The organism is Mycobacterium simiae (assembly GCF_010727605.1).
Taxonomy (GTDB): Bacteria; Actinomycetota; Actinomycetes; order Mycobacteriales; family Mycobacteriaceae; genus Mycobacterium; species Mycobacterium simiae.
Window position 1 is genome coordinate 5,155,355 of the sequence record NZ_AP022568.1, and the last position, 16,608, is coordinate 5,171,962.

At 63.1% G+C, this 16,608-nt stretch carries 17 protein-coding genes; 8 read left to right on the forward strand and 9 right to left on the reverse strand.

What is annotated here, in order from left to right; translation table 11 throughout:
• Positions 1–86: 86 nt before the first annotated feature.
• Together G6N33_RS24040 and G6N33_RS24045 are read right to left on the reverse strand one after the other, a co-directional pair.
• The gene (locus G6N33_RS24040; protein WP_101528494.1) at positions 87–698 is read right to left on the reverse strand and encodes a TetR/AcrR family transcriptional regulator; all 612 of its coding nucleotides are present in this window, start codon (positions 696–698) and stop codon (positions 87–89) included.
• 133 nt (positions 699–831) lie between these two features.
• The gene (locus tag G6N33_RS24045) at positions 832–1,803 is read right to left on the reverse strand and encodes an alpha/beta hydrolase (RefSeq protein WP_044506288.1); all 972 of its coding nucleotides are present in this window, start codon (positions 1,801–1,803) and stop codon (positions 832–834) included.
• A 57-nt stretch (positions 1,804–1,860) separates the two neighbouring features.
• Here G6N33_RS24045 and G6N33_RS24050 point away from each other — a divergent pair, with 57 nt between their 5' ends.
• Positions 1,861–2,574, forward strand: coding sequence for a 2OG-Fe(II) oxygenase (locus tag G6N33_RS24050; RefSeq protein WP_044506287.1), 714 nt, complete (start codon positions 1,861–1,863; stop codon positions 2,572–2,574).
• 34 nt (positions 2,575–2,608) lie between these two features.
• Positions 2,609–3,274 carry a nitroreductase family protein gene (locus tag G6N33_RS24055; protein WP_044511877.1) on the forward strand — a complete coding sequence of 222 codons (666 nt, stop codon included), beginning with the start codon at positions 2,609–2,611 and terminating at the stop codon, positions 3,272–3,274.
• Positions 3,275–3,284: 10 nt separating this feature from the next.
• Here the strand turns inward: G6N33_RS24055 and G6N33_RS24060 are convergent, their stop codons facing one another.
• Both G6N33_RS24060 and G6N33_RS24065 read right to left on the reverse strand, forming a co-directional pair.
• Positions 3,285–3,623: a cupin domain-containing protein gene (locus G6N33_RS24060; protein WP_232069447.1), complete on the reverse strand. Its 339-nt coding sequence runs from the start codon at positions 3,621–3,623 to the stop codon at positions 3,285–3,287.
• A gap of 103 nt (positions 3,624–3,726) precedes the next feature.
• The gene (locus tag G6N33_RS24065; protein ID WP_044506285.1) at positions 3,727–4,347 is read right to left on the reverse strand and encodes a sigma-70 family RNA polymerase sigma factor; all 621 of its coding nucleotides are present in this window, start codon (positions 4,345–4,347) and stop codon (positions 3,727–3,729) included.
• Between the two features lie 400 nt (positions 4,348–4,747).
• Here G6N33_RS24065 and G6N33_RS24070 point away from each other — a divergent pair, with 400 nt between their 5' ends.
• The 5 genes from G6N33_RS24070 to G6N33_RS24090 all read left to right on the forward strand — a co-directional run bounded on the left by G6N33_RS24070 (position 4,748) and on the right by G6N33_RS24090 (position 10,937).
• Entirely contained in the window at positions 4,748–5,416 is a 669-nt protein-coding gene (locus G6N33_RS24070) for a hypothetical protein (RefSeq protein ID WP_155945872.1), read from the forward strand.
• 906 nt (positions 5,417–6,322) lie between these two features.
• Positions 6,323–7,642: an oxalate/formate MFS antiporter gene (gene oxlT / locus G6N33_RS24075; RefSeq protein ID WP_081661972.1), complete on the forward strand. Its 1,320-nt coding sequence runs from the start codon at positions 6,323–6,325 to the stop codon at positions 7,640–7,642.
• A gap of 113 nt (positions 7,643–7,755) precedes the next feature.
• A complete protein-coding gene (locus G6N33_RS24080; RefSeq protein WP_044506278.1) occupies positions 7,756–8,946 on the forward strand; it encodes a cytochrome P450 in 1,191 nt (396 codons plus the stop codon).
• Positions 8,947–9,092: 146 nt separating this feature from the next.
• Positions 9,093–9,968, forward strand: a complete 876-nt coding sequence (locus G6N33_RS24085) for an alpha/beta fold hydrolase (protein WP_044506276.1) — start codon at positions 9,093–9,095, stop codon at positions 9,966–9,968.
• A gap of 147 nt (positions 9,969–10,115) precedes the next feature.
• Complete coding sequence (locus tag G6N33_RS24090; protein WP_044506274.1) at positions 10,116–10,937, forward strand: alpha/beta fold hydrolase; 822 nt, start codon at positions 10,116–10,118, stop codon at positions 10,935–10,937.
• A gap of 173 nt (positions 10,938–11,110) precedes the next feature.
• Here G6N33_RS24090 and G6N33_RS24095 read toward each other — a convergent pair whose 3' ends face one another.
• From G6N33_RS24095 to csoR, 4 genes are all read right to left on the reverse strand, one after another.
• Complete coding sequence (locus G6N33_RS24095) at positions 11,111–11,671, reverse strand: hypothetical protein (protein ID WP_044506272.1); 561 nt, start codon at positions 11,669–11,671, stop codon at positions 11,111–11,113.
• Positions 11,672–12,142: 471 nt separating this feature from the next.
• Positions 12,143–14,488, reverse strand: a complete 2,346-nt coding sequence (locus tag G6N33_RS24100; RefSeq protein WP_101528502.1) for a copper-translocating P-type ATPase — start codon at positions 14,486–14,488, stop codon at positions 12,143–12,145.
• Positions 14,489–14,543: 55 nt separating this feature from the next.
• Complete coding sequence (locus G6N33_RS24105; RefSeq protein ID WP_101528503.1) at positions 14,544–14,840, reverse strand: DUF1490 family protein; 297 nt, start codon at positions 14,838–14,840, stop codon at positions 14,544–14,546.
• An 84-nt stretch (positions 14,841–14,924) separates the two neighbouring features.
• Positions 14,925–15,284: a copper-sensing transcriptional repressor CsoR gene (gene csoR / locus G6N33_RS24110; protein WP_044506267.1), complete on the reverse strand. Its 360-nt coding sequence runs from the start codon at positions 15,282–15,284 to the stop codon at positions 14,925–14,927.
• Positions 15,285–15,467: 183 nt separating this feature from the next.
• Between csoR and G6N33_RS24115 the strand changes: the two genes are divergently transcribed.
• Positions 15,468–16,148 carry a DUF2182 domain-containing protein gene (locus G6N33_RS24115; RefSeq protein WP_231382411.1) on the forward strand — a complete coding sequence of 227 codons (681 nt, stop codon included), beginning with the start codon at positions 15,468–15,470 and terminating at the stop codon, positions 16,146–16,148.
• Here G6N33_RS24115 and G6N33_RS27785 read toward each other — a convergent pair.
• A complete protein-coding gene (locus tag G6N33_RS27785; RefSeq protein WP_269210860.1) occupies positions 16,107–16,580 on the reverse strand; it encodes an ATP-binding protein in 474 nt (157 codons plus the stop codon). The two genes, G6N33_RS24115 and G6N33_RS27785, sit on opposite strands and share 42 nt — an antisense overlap.
• Positions 16,581–16,608: the final 28 nt, after the last annotated feature.

The following is a 16,608-nucleotide window of genomic DNA, read 5'->3' on the forward strand; positions in this document are numbered from 1 at the left end:
GAAGCCTGCCCGAACACCGCCACCAGCGCATAGTACATGATGTGCATATCTTGCACAGTATGCAAGGTTTGCCCCGGTGTTTCAGATCACGTGGTGAAGATGCTGTTGACCAGGGCGGCTGCGCGCTCGACGTAGGGCATCGGCGTGTCGTCGCCATCGTCTTCGGGTTTACCGGTCGCCCATTTCTCGAGCCCGGAACGCACCGCGGTCAACGCGAGCGCCGCGATCAGCGCCGCCATTTCGTCGTCGGGCCGCATCGCCTGACGGCGGACGACGATGTCGGTCAACTGAAGCTGGAAACGTTCCAGATCGGCGAGAAAGGCGGCCAGCACCGCGGGCGAGGATTTGGCGAGTTCGAGCATGTCGGCCGCGTGTTCGCGCGGCGGGGGCACGTCCCGCAGATGGTGGGCGGCCAGGGTAATCAGCTCGGCGAGCACAACCGAGTACGGGGCGGGCCCGCCAGCGACGAATTCGGCGACGAGTTCGGGCGGTATGTCCGAGGGGCCGTAGGCGATCGCGGATTCCTTGTTGGGGAAGTAGTTGAAGAAGGTGCGAGTGGAAATTCCTGCTTCAGCGCAGATTTCATCAATGGTGACCTTGTCGAAGCCACGTTCCAGCGACAGACGCACCGCCGCGTCGCGGATGTCGGCGCTGGTCTCGCGCCGGCGTCGCTCGCGCAGTCCGATCTGGTTGGCCATACCCCCATCGTTGCACGAACTGCAAACTTTGCGGTATTAAACGGCAGCGGAGCGTCCCGAGGGGCGGGCGGCCGGCCCGGTTCCTCGCTGCTGAGGCAAGCGGAAGCCGTTCGAGCGCACCGACGTTCGGATGCTAAGCAGGCTGTTTGTCGGTGTCCGGTGCCGGTGGCGACGATGGTGGCGACCTGAGCGCCGCCCATAGGGCATCTCGCTGACTGGCGAAGAAGGCTCGGGAAACCGGCGCGTATTCGACGATGCGATCGAACGCGTGGAAGGCGCCGGGGACGATCTTTTCCGAGACCGGGACGCCCGCTCGCCGCAGACGGCGCGCGTAGTCGAGGCACTCTCGATAGAACAAGTCCAGCGTCCCGACGCCGATCCAGGCCGGCGGCAAGCCGGACAGATCTGCCCGCCTGGCCGGGGCCGCCTCGGCCGGGTCCGCGCCGTTGAGGTACCACTGCCAGGCAAGCTGGTTGTCGCTTTCGGTCCACATGATGCGCTTGGCGCCGGACGGCGGGGCACCGGTCCGGTCGTCGAGCATCGGGTACGCCAGCATCTGGAAGGCCAGGCGAACATCTTTGCGGTCGTGTGCACGCTGCGCGATCGCCGCCGCGAAATGTCCACCGGCACTTGCACCGCCGACCGCGAGCCGGTCCGCATCGACCCACGGCTGCCGCGCCAGCCACTGCAACGCCGCGTAGCAGTCTTCAAGCGGCGTCGGATACGGGTGTTCGGGCGCTAGCCGGTGTTCGACCGCGGCCACCACGACACCGGTCAGCCGAGAGAGCTTGCGACAGTACTTGTCGTCCTGAACGGCGGTGCCCATTAGCGTGCCTCCACCATGAATCCACAGCAGGGCGGGCGCGTGATCGGGAAGACCGGCCGGACGATGCAGGCGCACGGTCACATGCTCATTGACCTCGGCCACGGGGATGTGGCGGAGCCGGCCGGCGGTGGCCATCAGTTGGGTCAGTGCCCGCGGGACCCGGTAGCCGCGATGCAACGAGTACCCACGGGGTACGAAGCGGGCGACGCTGCGCAAGCCCGGGTCCAACGCCTGTTGCGACGTGAAGGCGTCGGCGTCGGCGCGGGCGCTGTGTGGCATGACTGACCATACCTAGCAGGGCGGCCATCGATGTGGTAGCGATGGCAAACTGTTCTGATGCCGTCGAGATGGCAGCAGCGCGTCGACGCCGCGGACTGGGCAGCGGTCGCCGCCGATATGGACGACATCGGCGGTGCACTGCTTCCGGTGTTGCTCACCCCTGACGAGTGTGCGGCGGTCATCGAACTGTATGCCGACGACGCATTGTTTCGCGCCGTCGTGGATATGGGCCGTCACCGGTACGGGCAAGGGGAGTACCGCTACTTCCAACGCCCTTACCCAAGTCCGATCGAAGACTTGAAGCAGGCGCTGTACCCCCGCCTGTTGCCCATCGCCCGCGAGTGGTGGACCAAGCTGGGCCGCGAGGCGCCCTGGCCCGACACACTCGACGAATGGCTAGATATCTGTCACCGGGCCAACCAAACAAAGCCCACGGCCCTGTTGCTCAGGTACGGGCCTGGCGACTGGAACGCGTTGCACCGAGATCTCTATGGAGCGTTTGTCTTTCCGCTGCAGGTCGTCATCAACCTCAGCGAACCCGGGGCGGCGTACACCGGTGGCGAGTTCCTGCTCGTCGAGCAGCGGGCCCGGGCTCAGTCACGGGGTAGCGCAACGACTCTGCCGCAGGGACACGGATACGTCTTCACCACCTGTGAACGGCCGGTACGGTCGACTCGCGGGTGGTCGGCGGCGCCGGTGCGCCACGGGGTGTCCACGGTCCGCACCGGCCAGCGGTACACGCTCGGATTGATATTCCACGACGCCGCCTGAACACTCCCGTCACCGCTGCGGCACGATGGTGATCATGGATTTGTACGACGTCATGCGAACCACACCGGCCGTACGTGAATTCACCGACGACCCGCTGCCAGATGAGGTGCTGGAACGCATCCTCGATCACGCCCGCTTCGCGCCGAGCGGTGGGAATCGGCAGGGTGTTCGCGTCGTCGTGGTGCGCGATCAGGACACGCGCTCGGCACTTGCTGAACTTGCGCTTCCGGCTGCCCGCCGCTACACCGCGCAGGTCGCAAATGGCGAGTCACCGTGGAACCCATTGCGGCCGCCCGGTTTAGACGACGCCACGATCGAGGCGACGCAGCCCCCAGCGCAGCTGTTGGCGCCCTGCCGAGAAGCACCGGTCGTTTTGGTGATCTGCCTGGACCTCGGTGTCGTCGCCGCCACCGACCAGCATTTGGACCGCATTGCGGTGGTGCCCGGAGCGTCGGTGTATCCGTTCGTGTGGAACGTGTTGCTGGCCGCTCGCAACGAAGGCTACGGCGGGGTGCTGACGACAATGGTTGTCGCTGAGGAGAAGAAGGCCAAAGATCTTCTCCGCATACCCGACCCGTACGCGATTGCCGCTGTGATCCCGCTGGGGAAACCTGTGCGCCACGTGACGAAGTTACGGCGGCGGCGCGTGCCGGAGTTCGTTACTTCCGAGCGTTTCGACGGGGCGCCGTTCGCCGGCTGAATGGTTCTCGTCAACCGAACGGGCAACCGGGATTTGCCGCATCCTCGGCGAGGGGCTTGCCCGGCGGCATGATGTAGATGATCTCCAGCACCACCGGCGTGCTGCCGAGATTTCGACCGATATGCACGTGATCAGATCCCGCAGGTTCGGTGACCGGGTCGCCCGGGTTGTACACGCCGTCCACCGAACAATCGGCCGCATAATGCGTCAGAGTGCCATCCTTGACCGCGCCCACCAGGGTGCCGTCGTGCCAGTGCCAGCCAGTACTGCCACCCGGAGCGATGGTGATGTCTCGGATGATGAAATCGCGACCATCTTGCGAAGATTGGCTCAGCTGACGCGAGGTCACCCCGGTTCCCGGTGTCGCGGAACTGCGCGCGGGCGGTGCGATGAGTAAGAGTAGGGGCAGGGCCGTAAGCATGGTGATGCGCCGTAGGAAAGACATCGATGTGCTAGGCCGCAATCGTCACGCCGTCGTGCTCGCGGATGTAGCGGTTCTCAACGGCGAAGTCCATCAACAGCTTTCGCATGTTTCGTCGCCCGCGGTGAATGCGAGACATGACCGAGCCGAGTGGAATATCGAGGATCTCACCGATTTCCTTGTACCGGAGGCCCTCGACGTCGGCGTAGTAAACGGCCAACTGCTGTGCTTCGGGGAGCTTTTGCAGTGCCTGGCGAATCTCGTAATCGCCCATCGATTCCAGTGCTTCGGCTTCCGCGGACATTCGTCGCGCCGACTGCTGGGCGGCAGCGGAGAGCACATAGTCTCCGACGTCGTCGGCCAACCACTCAGCTGGACGACGCGCGGCGGTGCGGTAGTGATTGATGCGGGTGCGGTTCATGATCGTGTACAGCCATGCCCGCAGGTTGGTGCCGTCCTGGAATGATGCGAAGCCGACGTAGGCCTTGACCATCGTCTCCTGAACGAGGTCCTCGGCGTCGGCGTGGCTTTGAGTGCAACGACGGGCCGCGCGGTAGAGCTGATCCAGCAGTGGAACGACGTCGCGTTCAAACCGGGCGCCGAGATCGTCGACGGGCGCGGGCGACTCCGGATCAGGCGGGGATAGCGACATGAGCGGCAACCTCGTAATCGTCGGACTCCGTTATGTCTTCTGATCTCAGCAAGCATCCGCCGGCGTTTCCAATGACTGGTTATGATCCCGGCCATCTCAATTAGAGATGACCTCTTAAGAGGGTCGCCGCGATCGCGGACGCAGCAGCAGCGAATGCGCGTTTCCAAATGTCGGTGGGTCGGTTCACCCTGGTCTCGTGCGCCCGAGAAGCAGGTCCAGAAGTGACAACCTTGCAATTCAGAGGTGACGCGTCGTGGTGGGACTTGCGCCGCGACAACCACAATGAAGCGGCAGCATTGGCGGTCGAGGGCGACGTCGAATCTCGGGCATGAGGTGGCCGGTCACGACAAACAGCAAAGTCAGCGCGTCCGCACTTACTGCACCGGGAGGGGCAGCAGGATTGAACAAGCAAAACAAGCCAGTGGTGGTCGAGTTGACGCGGGGAGCGATTCTGCCCGCCGAGCTGAAAGACCTCCTGGTGCTGGCCGCCCATGACGCCAAATGCGTCATGGTGACCCTCGTGTGGTCGGACAACAGCCAGGCATCGACCACCGACATCGACGAGATCGACCCCATTGAAGATGCCGAAGACATCAGATCGGTGTTCGGCAAGTTTGTCTATGACGACGATTCGACGCTGACCGTCGTGTTGCGGCGGTACTACCGCAATGTGCTGGAGGCCGCCGGACGGATCTCTGTGCAGCGCCAGTCGGCAATTGCTCAGTACTGGGCCAGCCTGCCCGACCGCAGCTCGCTGACCTACCTGGCGGCCAACTGGGTGCGATCGTTGCCAATCGCACTGCTCGGTGGTGCCGTCACCTTCTTTATCGCTGGGTTCTTCTTTCATGGGGGCAGACACCACATGGCGCCCTGGGCGCTTCGAATCGGGTTCTTGCTTATCGCACTCTGCGCGTATCTGTTTGTCCGTTCCGCGCATGCCACCCACGGCTTTTCGAAACTGATCCTGCTGGCACGCCGGTCCCGCAGGGACACCTGGACGATCGTGGCCGGAATCTCCGGAATCGCGGCCCTCGCTCTCAGCCTGATTGCCTATCTGTTCCCAAGGTGATCGGCCATGGGGCCGGGCTGCTGCGCAGTGTGGCCGGGATGAAGCGCGAGCCGGCTAGGCCGGTGGCTCTGTACGTGGCTAACTTTGATCGTGTGCACGCGCCTGGGCGGGGCGGCACCGCCTACAACGCATTGATCGCTTCGGGCATCTTCGGCACAACCGACGGCACGGTGGGAAAAGGAATCCAAAACTTATTGGTGGACTTCGCCTTGGCCGGCGCCCGTGTGCGGACTGCGAGTCGCCTGCTGGTGCTGAGGAAGCGGTTCGGCTACCGGGATGGGGATGCGCTCCGGCTAGCCCGGAGCATGGCGTTCCAGGATTTCGCCGTCATGGTGGGTGTTGCTCCCGAGGTTGTCGATGCGACGCTGCGCGGGTTAGCGGACTGCGGCTGGAGCCCAGTGCAGGGCGGCGGTCCTGGTCGCTGGCACCGAAGCGCTCAAGGCTGTGTGTCGGAACCGTGGCGGCTCGATGTCCGATGTGGCCTGAGGAAATGACTAGGAGACGGCAGATCTCACCGCTCGGCATTCCCTGAGGCTTGCCGCCGGCCCTAACTCATCGTCGCGGCCTGGTTTGATAATTGTGAATTATCACGTTCACCGTTTGTTAACGCTGAAATCCGTTGTGCAACAGTCGGTTTATGACGAATTATCTAACGAATGGTGTGCGTGAAAGTTGATATGCTCGCCATCGTCGGTAATGTTCCGGTAACAAGCCAAACCTACTGTTAGCGGCGCACATTGGCGTCTGGTCAACTCTTGCTATCCGAAACGTATTTGCTGGCTAACGTTTTCAACTGCCACAAATAAAGCTAAGCGCATAGGGGAGACAGCGGCTGCCGCTCGGAGCTCCGTCGGCTGGGGCGTCAAACGCTAAGGGTCGGAACAGGTTTCGGAACGGAGAACGACATTGACGACTCGTACGGGCACGTTGGACGATGCGGTAGCAGCCATCGCGCCAACAATCTCGCGAACCCGATGGTTTCAGCTCGGCCTTGGCCTGCTGTGCATGATGACGATCTCGAGCCCGCAGTACGTGTGGACGCTGATGACCAAGCCGCTGGGCGCCAAGCTCGGCGTTGCCCTGCCTGAATTGCAGGTAACCTTCTCAATCCTGGTGTTCTTACAGGCCTTCTTTTCGCCATTTCAGGGTGCGCTGATCGACCGTTTCGGGCCGCGCAAGTTGATCTCGATCGGGACCCTGCTGGCCGGCGTGAGCTGGATGCTTGCTTCCTACGCGCACACCGTGCCGATGCTGTATCTCACCTACGGCGGGGTCGGCGGTCTGGGCACCGGGATCGTCTACGTCGGTGTGGTGGGACTGATGGTGCAGTGGTTCCCGGACCGGCGTGGTTTCGCTGCCGGCGTGGTCGCAGCCGGTTACGGAATGGGCGCGATCGCCACAACCTTCCCAATCTCCTCGTCGCTGGCGCAGCGCGGCCTGGACTCGACGCTGTGGCTGTTCGGTCTGATATTCGCGGTGGTTGGATTCCTTGGCGCGCAAGGGTTGCGGGTACCTCCGGTGGCGGCGAGCTCGAGCGTGTCGACCGCGCTGCCGTCCACCCTGCGCGATTATCGGCCGTCCGAGATGCTCAGGCGTCCGCTGTTCTGGCTGATGTTTTTGATGATGACGATGATGGCGACCTCGGGCTTGATGGCCACGTCACAGATGGCGACCTTCGCTGCCGACTTCGGGGTGAGCAAGGTCTTGGTGTTCGGGCTGGCGGCCGTCCCGTTGGCCTTGACGATTGACCGCTTCACGAATGGGCTGACGCGGCCGCTGTTCGGTTGGGTGTCGGATCGGATCGGCCGGGAGAACACCATGGGCTTCGCGTTTGCTCTCGAGGCCGTCGCCATGACGCTCTGGCTCCTGACGCGACACGACGCCGCGCTGTTCGTCCTGCTGTCGGGTCTGGTGTTCCTCGGGTGGGGTGAGATCTTCTCGCTGTTCCCGTCCACCTTGACCGACACCTTCGGAACGCGTTTCGCCACAGCGAATTACGGCTGGCTGTACATCTCGTTCGGAATTGGGTCGGTTTTCGGAGGCCCGCTGGCGGCCTTGCTCCACCAGCAGGTGGGTAGCTGGATTCCGGTGTTCGTCTGCGCTATCACGCTCGACCTGACGACCGCGGCGCTGGCCGTGTTCGTGTTGAAGCCTCGGCGTGCGCGTTTCCTTGCTGGCGGACGTTCCGAAGATTCGGCCGAGGAAGCGGTGGAGACGGCTGCGTAGCACGCCGCTGGTCGCGGAAGGTGTTGCGGCGCAGTGCATCGCGTCGTCAATTGGCTGGAATGCTGCGTGCTCTGGCTAGTCGAGTTTGCTCTGTCGTGATTACCTTGGTGCACATGGGGGCGCCCGACATCGATCTCACGGACGGCCGCTTCTACGCGGACAGGAACGCGCGCGAGGCGTACCGCTGGATGCGGGCCAACCAGCCCGTCTTCCGTGACCGCAACGGACTGGCCGCGGTCGCCACGTATGCCGCGGTGATCGAGGCCGAACGCAATCCGCAGCTGTTTTCCAATGCCGGGGGCATTCGACCAGGGCTCGCGCCGATGCCGTACATGGTCGAGATGGATGATCCCGGACATCTGTTGCGGCGCAAGCTGGTCAGCGCCGCCTTCACCGGCAGGCGGGTGAAAGCCAAGATACCGCCGATCGCGGCGCTATGCGACGAGCTGATCGACCGAGTGTGCGAGCGTGGACGCTGCGACTTCGTCCGAGACCTCGCCGCGCCGCTGCCGATGGCCGTGATCGCCGAGATGCTGGGCGTGCCGCCGGAGGAACGGGGCACGCTCTTGCGCTGGTCCGAGGTGCTGATGGGTGGCGCTCGGCCGGACGACCAGGAGGCGCTACATGCGGTGGTGGCAGCGTTCAGCGAGTACGCCGCGTTCGCCGCGGATGCAGTTGGCAAGCGTCGCACCGAGCCGAGGGATGACCTGTTCAGTGTGCTGGCGAATGCCGAGGTCGATGGGTGCCGGTTGGCGGACGAAGACATTGTGCACGAGTCCTTGCTCATCCTCATCGGTGGCGGCGAGACAACCCGACACACGTTATCCGGCGGGGTGGCGGAATTGGTCAACCACGAAGACCAATGGGACAGATTGCGCCGGGAACCGACACTGGTGCCGCCCGCGGTCGAAGAAATGTTGCGGTGGACCTCGCCGATCAAGAACATGTGCCGAACACTGACCGCCGCAACCGAATTCCACGGCACACCATTGCAGTCCGGTGAAAAGATCATGCTGTTGTTCGAATCGGCCAACTTCGACGACACGGTCTTCGACGACGCCGACGAGTTCCGTATCGACCGCAAGCCGAACAGCCACCTGGCGTTCGGCTTCGGCACGCATTTCTGCCTGGGCAACCAGCTGGCACGGCAGGAACTCGCGATCATGCTTGCCCGTGTGCTAGACCGGCTGCCCGACCTGCGTCTCGCTGATGGTGCGGAATTGCCCTTGCGGCCGGCGAATTTCGTCAGCGGCCTGGAGTCGATGCCGGTCGTGTTCACGCCGTCTAGGCCCGTCGCGGCATAGTAGCCGCCGCTGAGAGCCGGATCGGGTGATGTTCGCCCAGGTGATTGATCCGTGACGGCGATAGGTGCGATCCGCTTTTGCCTCTTTTTCCAGAGGCCGAGTAGACGAACCCTGTAGACCGTCGCTACCAAGTGCGAAAGGTAATCATGAGTGAACTCAGCACCCGCTACCACACCGTGTCCATTGACGGTCTTGACGTGTTCTATCGCGAAGCCGGCGATAGGTCTAACCCCACGCTGCTACTGCTGCATGGGTTTCCGTCCAGCTCACACATGTTTCGCAATCTGATCAGCTCCCTGTCGGACAGTTACCACTTGGTCGCACCTGACCACATCGGATTCGGCAACTCCTCCAAGCCCGCGGTCAGTGACTTCAACTACAGCTTTGATCGACTGACCGAGATCACCGAGGGGCTGATCACTCACCTTGCACTGGATCGCTTCGCTATCTACATCCATGATTATGGCGCCCCCATCGGCTTGCGAATCGCCAGTGCGCGGCCCGAGCGGATCACCGCGATCATTACCCAGAGCGGCAACGCGTACCTGGAAGGTTTCAGCAGGCCATTTTGGGACCGGCTGTTTGCCTATGCCAAAGACCGTAGTGTCGAAAATGAGATCCCCGTCCGCGAGTATTTCACCGTCGAGGCCACCAAGTGGCAGTACCAGAACGGTGTGCCCGAGGACCGGCTGGATCGGATTGCCCCGGAAGCGTGGCAACAAGACCAAGCCACACTCGACAGCAAAGGCAACGATGCCGTTCAGCTGCAACTATTTTGGGACTACCAGTTCAACCTCGACAGTTACCCCAAGTTCCAAGAATACTTCCGGACACACCAGCCGCCGCTGCTGGTCACTTGGGGGAAGAACGACGAAATCTTCGGCGCCCCAGGAGCTGAAGCCTACAGGCGTGATCTACCAAACGGTGAGTTTCACTTGCTCGACACAGGTCACTTCGCGCTGGAGACACACGGCGAGGAAATCAGCGGTTACATTCGCAACTTCCTCGCCAAGCTGTCCTAGGCCAAACGCGGCGGAACTAGGGCGAGGCTGCCCGTCCTGTGCAGCCATCGGGCGTATGAAGCTAATTCCCGGCTGGGGCGTTGTTCAGTCAGAGACCTTGCATGCCAACCGATTTAGTTGGTGTGTCGGCGACAGTTGAGGAGAGATATGCCTACGTTCATCACCGACGGCGGTGTGGAACTTTTTTTCAAGGATTGGGGTGACGGCCCGCCAATTGTGTTTAGTCACGGGTGGCCCTTGTCGGCCGATGAATGGGACAGTCAAATGTTGTTCTTCTTGAACCGTGGCTATCGAGTGATTGCGCACGACCGACGCGGCCACGGGCGCTCGAGCCCAGTCGGGACCGGCCACGACATGGATCACTATGCCGACGACCTCGCGGCGCTGGTCGCACACCTCGATGTCAAAGACGCCGTACACGTGGGTCATTCGACGGGCGGCGGCGAGGTGGTGCGCTATATAGCGCGCCACGGCCACAGCCGGGTTCGGAAGGCAGTCCTCATCAGCGCGGTGCCGCCATTAATGCTGCGGACACCGACCAACGCCGGCGGACAGCCCAAGGCGGTGTTCGATCGGCTGCAGAGCCAACTTGCCGCCAACCGTGCACAGTGCTATCTAGAGTTGGCGTCTGGCCCCTTCTATGGTTTCAACCGAGCGGGCTCATCCACCTTGCAAGGCATTGTCGACAATTGGTGGCGCCAAGGAATGATGGGTAGCGCGAAGGCCCACTACGACGGTATCGTCGCCTTCTCCCAAACCGACTTCACCGAAGATCTCAAACAGATCAAGATTCCGGTCCTTGTAATGCACGGCGACGACGATCAAATCGTCCCCTATGCCGATTCGGCACCACTGACGGCAACCCTGATTGCTGGCGCCGTGTTGAAGACGTATCGCGGATTTCCACATGGGATGCCGACCACTATGGCCGGTACCATCAATGCGGACCTGCTGGCCTTCATCGAGTGAGCTGATTCCCGAACAACTTTCCTTGTTGCAAGTGGCGACTGTTTCTGATCGTGGACGTGTGCTGAGTTGGTAGGGGTCTGCCCCGGCAGTCATGCCTGATCCTCTGCAGCGCGGTGAGGAGTTGATTGAATCCTCCGATCATCGACGGGTGGGTGTAGATCGAATTCCGAAGCTCACGGGCGGTGATCGTGCGGCACATCGCCGGCGGTGCCGCCCATCATGCCTCGCATCATCGCTGGCATTCCATCGCGGACAAATCCGCTGACTTCGCGGGCGTGGGTGCGGATGGCGTCGGTGAGGGCCGGATCGTCGGACGTTTCCTCGGCGATGACGCCTGTTGGTGTGAGGGTCAATTGGCGGCGGTAGCCGCCGTGGTTGCGGAACAGAATTGGCAGGCTTTGGCTCATGCACATGACCTCGGACCCCTGGTCGACGTGGGTGTACATGCTGGAAACGTGTGCGTGCAGTTGCGTGGCGAGATCGGGAGCTTCCGACTGGGTGGTGGTCCGCACACCGCCGGGGATTTCCTCGACCGTGCGGGTGATCTCGGTGTGTCGGTTGAACATGTCCATGTAGAGGCTCATATCGGCTGGACTGGCACCCATCATGCCGCCGTCGGTGAGGCGGATCCGGAAGTGGGGGACGCCAACAGCTCCGCGAAGCGCATATCCGATACCCGCCATCGCGCTCGCACTGAGCGCAGCGAGCACTGCCCGTCGGGTGAAATTAGCCATGTGATGACCTCCTCGGCACCTTGATCATGTGTCTGCGATGAATGAGTTTGGCGCTCAAGGCTTCGCGCGCAGCTACATCAGCCGGCGGTAAAATTCGTCGCTGTCTGGTTCGCTGCGGCGAACGGGTGCAGCCACGACGCCATCGCGCCGGCCATAAGGCGAGGGGGCGGGCGGCTCGCTTGGCCGTCTGACGGCAGAGCGCACCACAAGGATGATGGCGATGACCACCCCACCCCACAACAGCAGCGTTGCCGGAGCAGTGATTATGGCGCTGCACCAGCCCCATCCGCCGTACCCACTCGTCATTGCATTGCCTCCTCAACCTCGGTAGCGGTTGCTTCGTTACCTTTCGGCATCCATCTTCGGGACAGCTGCTGGGTGGTCATGGGATGGACGGAGCGATGAAAGCGGTTCTGCAGCAATCAAATCCGCTGTGTCTGTCATCGCGCCTCTCAATTTTCTGCGGTCAAATCACTGAGTTAACGTCGGTGCGGGTCGACGGTCGGTGACTTGGTGCGGTTGGGTGTCGTGACCGAAGCGGCGTAGCCGCAGCGAATTAGTGACGACGCTAATCGAGGAGAATCCCATTGCGGCGCCCGCGATGACGGGGTTGAGCAAGCCGAGTGCGGCAAGGGGGATGGCAGCGGTGTTGTAGCCGAAGGCCCAACCGAGGTTTTGATAGATGGTGCGCAGGGTCTGCCGTGACAGCTCAATTGCGTGCACCACGCCGTCGAGGCGGTCGGACATCAAGGTGATGTCGGAAGCCTCGATGGCCACGTCGGTCCCGGTGCCGATCGCGATTCCCAGATCGGCCTGAACCAGCGCGGGCGCATCGTTGACTCCATCGCCAACCATCGCGACCACGCAACCCTCGTCCTGGAGTGTCCGAATCGCGGTGACCTTGTCTTCGGGCAACACTTCGGCCAGCACTCGCTCGATGCCGACCTGCGCGGCGATCGCATCGGCCGTGCGGGCGTTGTCGCCGGTGATCATGGCGACGTGTAAGCCCATCGCGTGCAGCCGCCCGACCACTTCAGCGGCGTCGTCTTTGACCGTGTCGGCTACCGCGAGCACACCAAGAACGTCGTCGTCACGACCGACGAATACCGCGGTGCGACCCTGGCTCTCGAGTTCGACAGCCGCTGCGGCGAGATGGTCGGGCAGATCCAGAGCGTGCTCATCGATCAGTTTGCGTCGCCCGACGAACACGGGGTGGCCCTCGATTTGGGCGCGCACTCCGTGCCCCGCGACGTTGGTGAAGCCTGTGGCCGCCGGGATCTGCAGGTCGCGCTCGCGGGCACCGGCGACGATGGCCGCGCCGATCGGGTGTTCGGAGCCCGATTCGACCGCGGCGGCGATGCGCAGCACGTGATCGGGCTGGCGACGCTCGGCGGCTACGACATCGGTGAGCTGCATTTGGGCGCGGGTAAGGGTGCCGGTCTTGTCGAACACCACGGTGTCGACCTTCTTGGAGGCTTCCAGGACCTCGCCGCCCTTCACCAAAATGCCCATGTCCGCGCCGCGGCCGGTACCGACCGTGATCGCGGTGGGCGTAGCCAGGCCCAGCGCGCAGGGACAGGCGATGATCAGCACCGCGACCGCCGCGGTCATGCCGGCTACCGGATTAGCGGCGAGCAGCGTCCACCCCGCGAATGTCGCGACGGCAACCCCAACGACGGCCGGTACGAAGACCGCCGACACCCGGTCGGCCAATCGCTGCACCGGGGCTCGGCCGCCCTGTGCCTGCTCAACCAAGCGCACGATGTGGGCCAGCGCGGTGTCGGCCCCAACGGCGGTGGCGCGCATGGTCAGTACCCCGTCGACGTTGACGGTCGCCCCGGCGACATGGTCGCCGATGGTTTTTTCCACCGGGACGGACTCACCGGTCAACATCGACTCGTCAACGGCGGCACGCCCGTCGGTAACCTCACCATCGACTGGGATTTTCTCTCCGGGCCGCACGCGCACCAGGTCTCCGACTTGCACCTGGTCGACCGGGACGAGCAATTCCTGTCCGTCGACGAGTAAGCAGGCTTCTTTGGCGCCCATCTCCAGCAGCTTGTTGATCGCCTCCGACGCCTTGCCCGTGGCCCTGGCCTCGAAATAGCGGCCCAGCACCACGAACGCGATAATCAACGCGGCGGTGTCGAAAAACAAAGGGCCACCAGCGAACAACTCATAGGTGGAGTAGAAGAACGCAGTCAACGTGCCCAGCGCGATCAGCGTGTCCATATTGGCGGTCAACGCCCGGGCTTGCTGCACCGCTCCCTTGAGGAATGGCCAGCCGGCCACGAACTGCACCGGTAGCGTCGCGGCAAAGGCCAACCACCCCGCCCACGGGTAGGCGGCGAAGACCATCGGCGACGCCATCGCCAGCAGCCCCAGCGGCATGGCCAGCCACAGCCGCCGCAGCCACGTCCGGCGCTGGCGCTCGTTGTCCTCGCGCGGCGGCAGCTGCCCGCAGCTAGCCGGCCCCGACCCGCAGCTGCCCCCGGTGCTGGCCGGCCGATCACCGTCCGGTGAGCGGCCGATCAGCCGACGAAGGCCGCTAGTGATCCTTCGCACCACGCCGGTGCTGTGGGCGTCCGCCGAGTGAGGGGCACGCGCGGGTACTGCTTCAGCAGGGATGTGCCGCGCGTCGTTGATCGCCGCTAAAACCACTGCGGTGTCGCAATTCTCGGGTGAATACAAGATCACCACCGACGCCGTGCGCGGGTAGGCATACACCGCGCTCACGCCGGTCACCTTGGCTACCGCATCCTCGATCGCGACGGCACGAATCGCGTCGAAAGGAAATCCACTGGCGCGCACACGCATTCGCCCCGATGCGGCCGATACGACACTCAGCTCGACCTCGCCTTCGGCGATGGTGTCAGTGCCCATCGGCCTTGTCCGAGTCCGGTGTCACGGTTGGAGTAACTGGTCCGCCGACACGCTCCTTGGCCTCAGCGATTACGTCGGCCGTGGTGAGTCGAGCGCGCTCAGCGCTTTCTCCGGCCTTGCGTTCGGCCTCGCGGGCAACACGGATGCCCCAAGCAGTCACGGTGACTGTCGCCGCGCGCAAGGGCACCTTCGCGACCCCCTTTCGCACCGCCTCATAGGTTGCGACCCCGACCGCGCCGGTGACCACCGTGGGCAGCGCCTTGCCTATAAATCCATGCAACGCCAACATCTTCAACGTTTCCTTTCATCTATCGCTCCCAACGCGGCGGCACGTCGTAGCTTGGGGCCGGCAACCGAAATCCGGCGGTGATTACGCGATGCTGGCGGCAGCCGCCGGTTCCTTATCGCTGGGTTCGCCGACCGCCGCACCGCCCAGCTGGGCCTGCGGTCCGGTGAGTGCTGGGGTGAATTTGACGGCATCGACTAGCTCTTCGATGGCCGCTTGCCCACGACCACCGATCACTGCCGAGGAAAAACAGGTCTCCAAGTGGTTGTGCAACATCACCCGGTTCGCCCGCTCCAGTGAGGACTGCACCGCTGAAATCTGCTTCATTACATCCACGCAGTACGCGTCGGATTCCAGCATCCGGATGATCCCGTCGAGGTGGCCCCGAACCGTCTTGAGCCGATTCAGCGCTGCATGCTTTTTGACTGTCAATTCCTCGCTCATCGCTGCCTCATCACTCCTACCATCCCCGAACTTGAGTCATCATAGCCCACCCCACCCGGGGTGGGTAGTCTGCCGACAGTAATCGTATTCTGGGCATCAAGCGAGGGGAGCGACACAGTGGGCAACGGCCACGGGCGGGTGCGGTCCCGCACGGATATCTGGTTACCGGCAGTACTACTGGGCTTGGCGGGTCTGGGCTGGTGGTGGTCGGTGGTCAGCGCCGCGGGCATGCGTGGCGACGCGATGCCTATGGACGGCCAATTCACGAAGTCGTTGGCCGCATTTCTCATCGCGTGGGTGGCCATGATGGCCGCGATGATGCTTCCCGCGGTTCTACCCATCGTTGGCCGCTACGCCAGCGCCGGTGCCCTCCCGGCGATCCTTTTCGTTGCCGGATACCTGGCTGTTTGGACCGCCGTAGGCATCCCGGCCTTTGTCGCGTCGATCCACCTAAATCCGGCGATGCACAGCTGTCCGTGGGTTGGCCGCGTCGCCGGTGCGGTAGTCCTGGTAGCGGGCCTGCATCAGCTCAGCCCGCTCAAGGCGATGTGTCTGCGGCATTGCCGTTGGCCAATACCCTTGTCCTGTGAGGCGGATAACCATCACAGCGGTCTGGCTCAGGCGCTTCGGGCTGGGGGCCGCTACGGCGTCTACTGTCTTGGCTCTTGCTGGATGCTGATGCTGGTGTTAATCGCTTTCGGCACAATGCAATTGGCGTGGATGCTCGCACTCGCGGTGATAATCTGGCTAGAAAAAGTAACTCCCTTCGGCCACCAACTCAGGCGTCTAACAGCCGGGATATTCGTCGTCCTCGGTGTTGCGCTACTGGTCCACCCCGCTTTTGTCGGCCACCTCATCTCCTAAGGAACCCGGCTTTGGGTGCGATAGGAGTCGTCGGTAAGAGGACTTCGGCAGGTGCATCGGGCGGTCGATTAACTTGTAGCGGCGGATCTCTTCCCAGCTCAGCCTCGAGCCGGTTGCCGTTGTGGGCCGTTGCCGAGCGGGCGATCCACTTGCTGGCCGGTCGAACAGTACCGGGTAGCCAGAATGGGTTGCTTTGGCACCCAGGCGGATCGCGAAATGCGTCTTGTCGATGCCTGGTGGGCCGAGCAAGTTGACGTTCTCCCCCTTGGGGACGAAAGTGCCGGCAGCCATATGGGCCAACCTATCCGGGCATAGTGATGGCAGATGGTCGAGGTTGAGGTCCCGTACGAACAGTCCCTTGTCGCCCTTGTTGAAGCGCCAGGTCGCTGACCGCAATCGGCGGGAACGATCGTGCGGATCCGCACTGCGCATTTCTTGCAGATCAAAGCCTTGGCGAGCG

Bases quoted from the DNA above. Each gene is read 5' to 3' on its own strand.
- G6N33_RS24055 (WP_044511877.1), top strand. From the start codon at position 2,609: ATGGATTTGTACGACGTCATGCGAACCACACCGGCCGTACGTGAATTC.
- G6N33_RS24085 (WP_044506276.1), top strand. From the start codon at position 9,093: ATGAGTGAACTCAGCACCCGCTACCACACCGTGTCCATTGACGGTCTT.
- G6N33_RS24045 (WP_044506288.1), bottom strand. From the start codon at position 1,803: ATGCCACACAGCGCCCGCGCCGACGCCGACGCCTTCACGTCGCAACAG.
- csoR (WP_044506267.1), bottom strand. From the start codon at position 15,284: ATGAGCGAGGAATTGACAGTCAAAAAGCATGCAGCGCTGAATCGGCTC.
- G6N33_RS27785 (WP_269210860.1), bottom strand. From the start codon at position 16,580: ATGCGCAGTGCGGATCCGCACGATCGTTCCCGCCGATTGCGGTCAGCG.
- G6N33_RS24050 (WP_044506287.1), top strand. From the start codon at position 1,861: ATGCCGTCGAGATGGCAGCAGCGCGTCGACGCCGCGGACTGGGCAGCG.
- G6N33_RS24065 (WP_044506285.1), bottom strand. From the start codon at position 4,347: ATGTCGCTATCCCCGCCTGATCCGGAGTCGCCCGCGCCCGTCGACGAT.
- G6N33_RS24090 (WP_044506274.1), top strand. From the start codon at position 10,116: ATGCCTACGTTCATCACCGACGGCGGTGTGGAACTTTTTTTCAAGGAT.
- G6N33_RS24100 (WP_101528502.1), bottom strand. From the start codon at position 14,488: ATGCGTGTGCGCGCCAGTGGATTTCCTTTCGACGCGATTCGTGCCGTC.
- G6N33_RS24040 (WP_101528494.1), bottom strand. From the start codon at position 698: ATGGCCAACCAGATCGGACTGCGCGAGCGACGCCGGCGCGAGACCAGC.
- G6N33_RS24095 (WP_044506272.1), bottom strand. From the start codon at position 11,671: ATGGCTAATTTCACCCGACGGGCAGTGCTCGCTGCGCTCAGTGCGAGC.
- G6N33_RS24080 (WP_044506278.1), top strand. From the start codon at position 7,756: ATGGGGGCGCCCGACATCGATCTCACGGACGGCCGCTTCTACGCGGAC.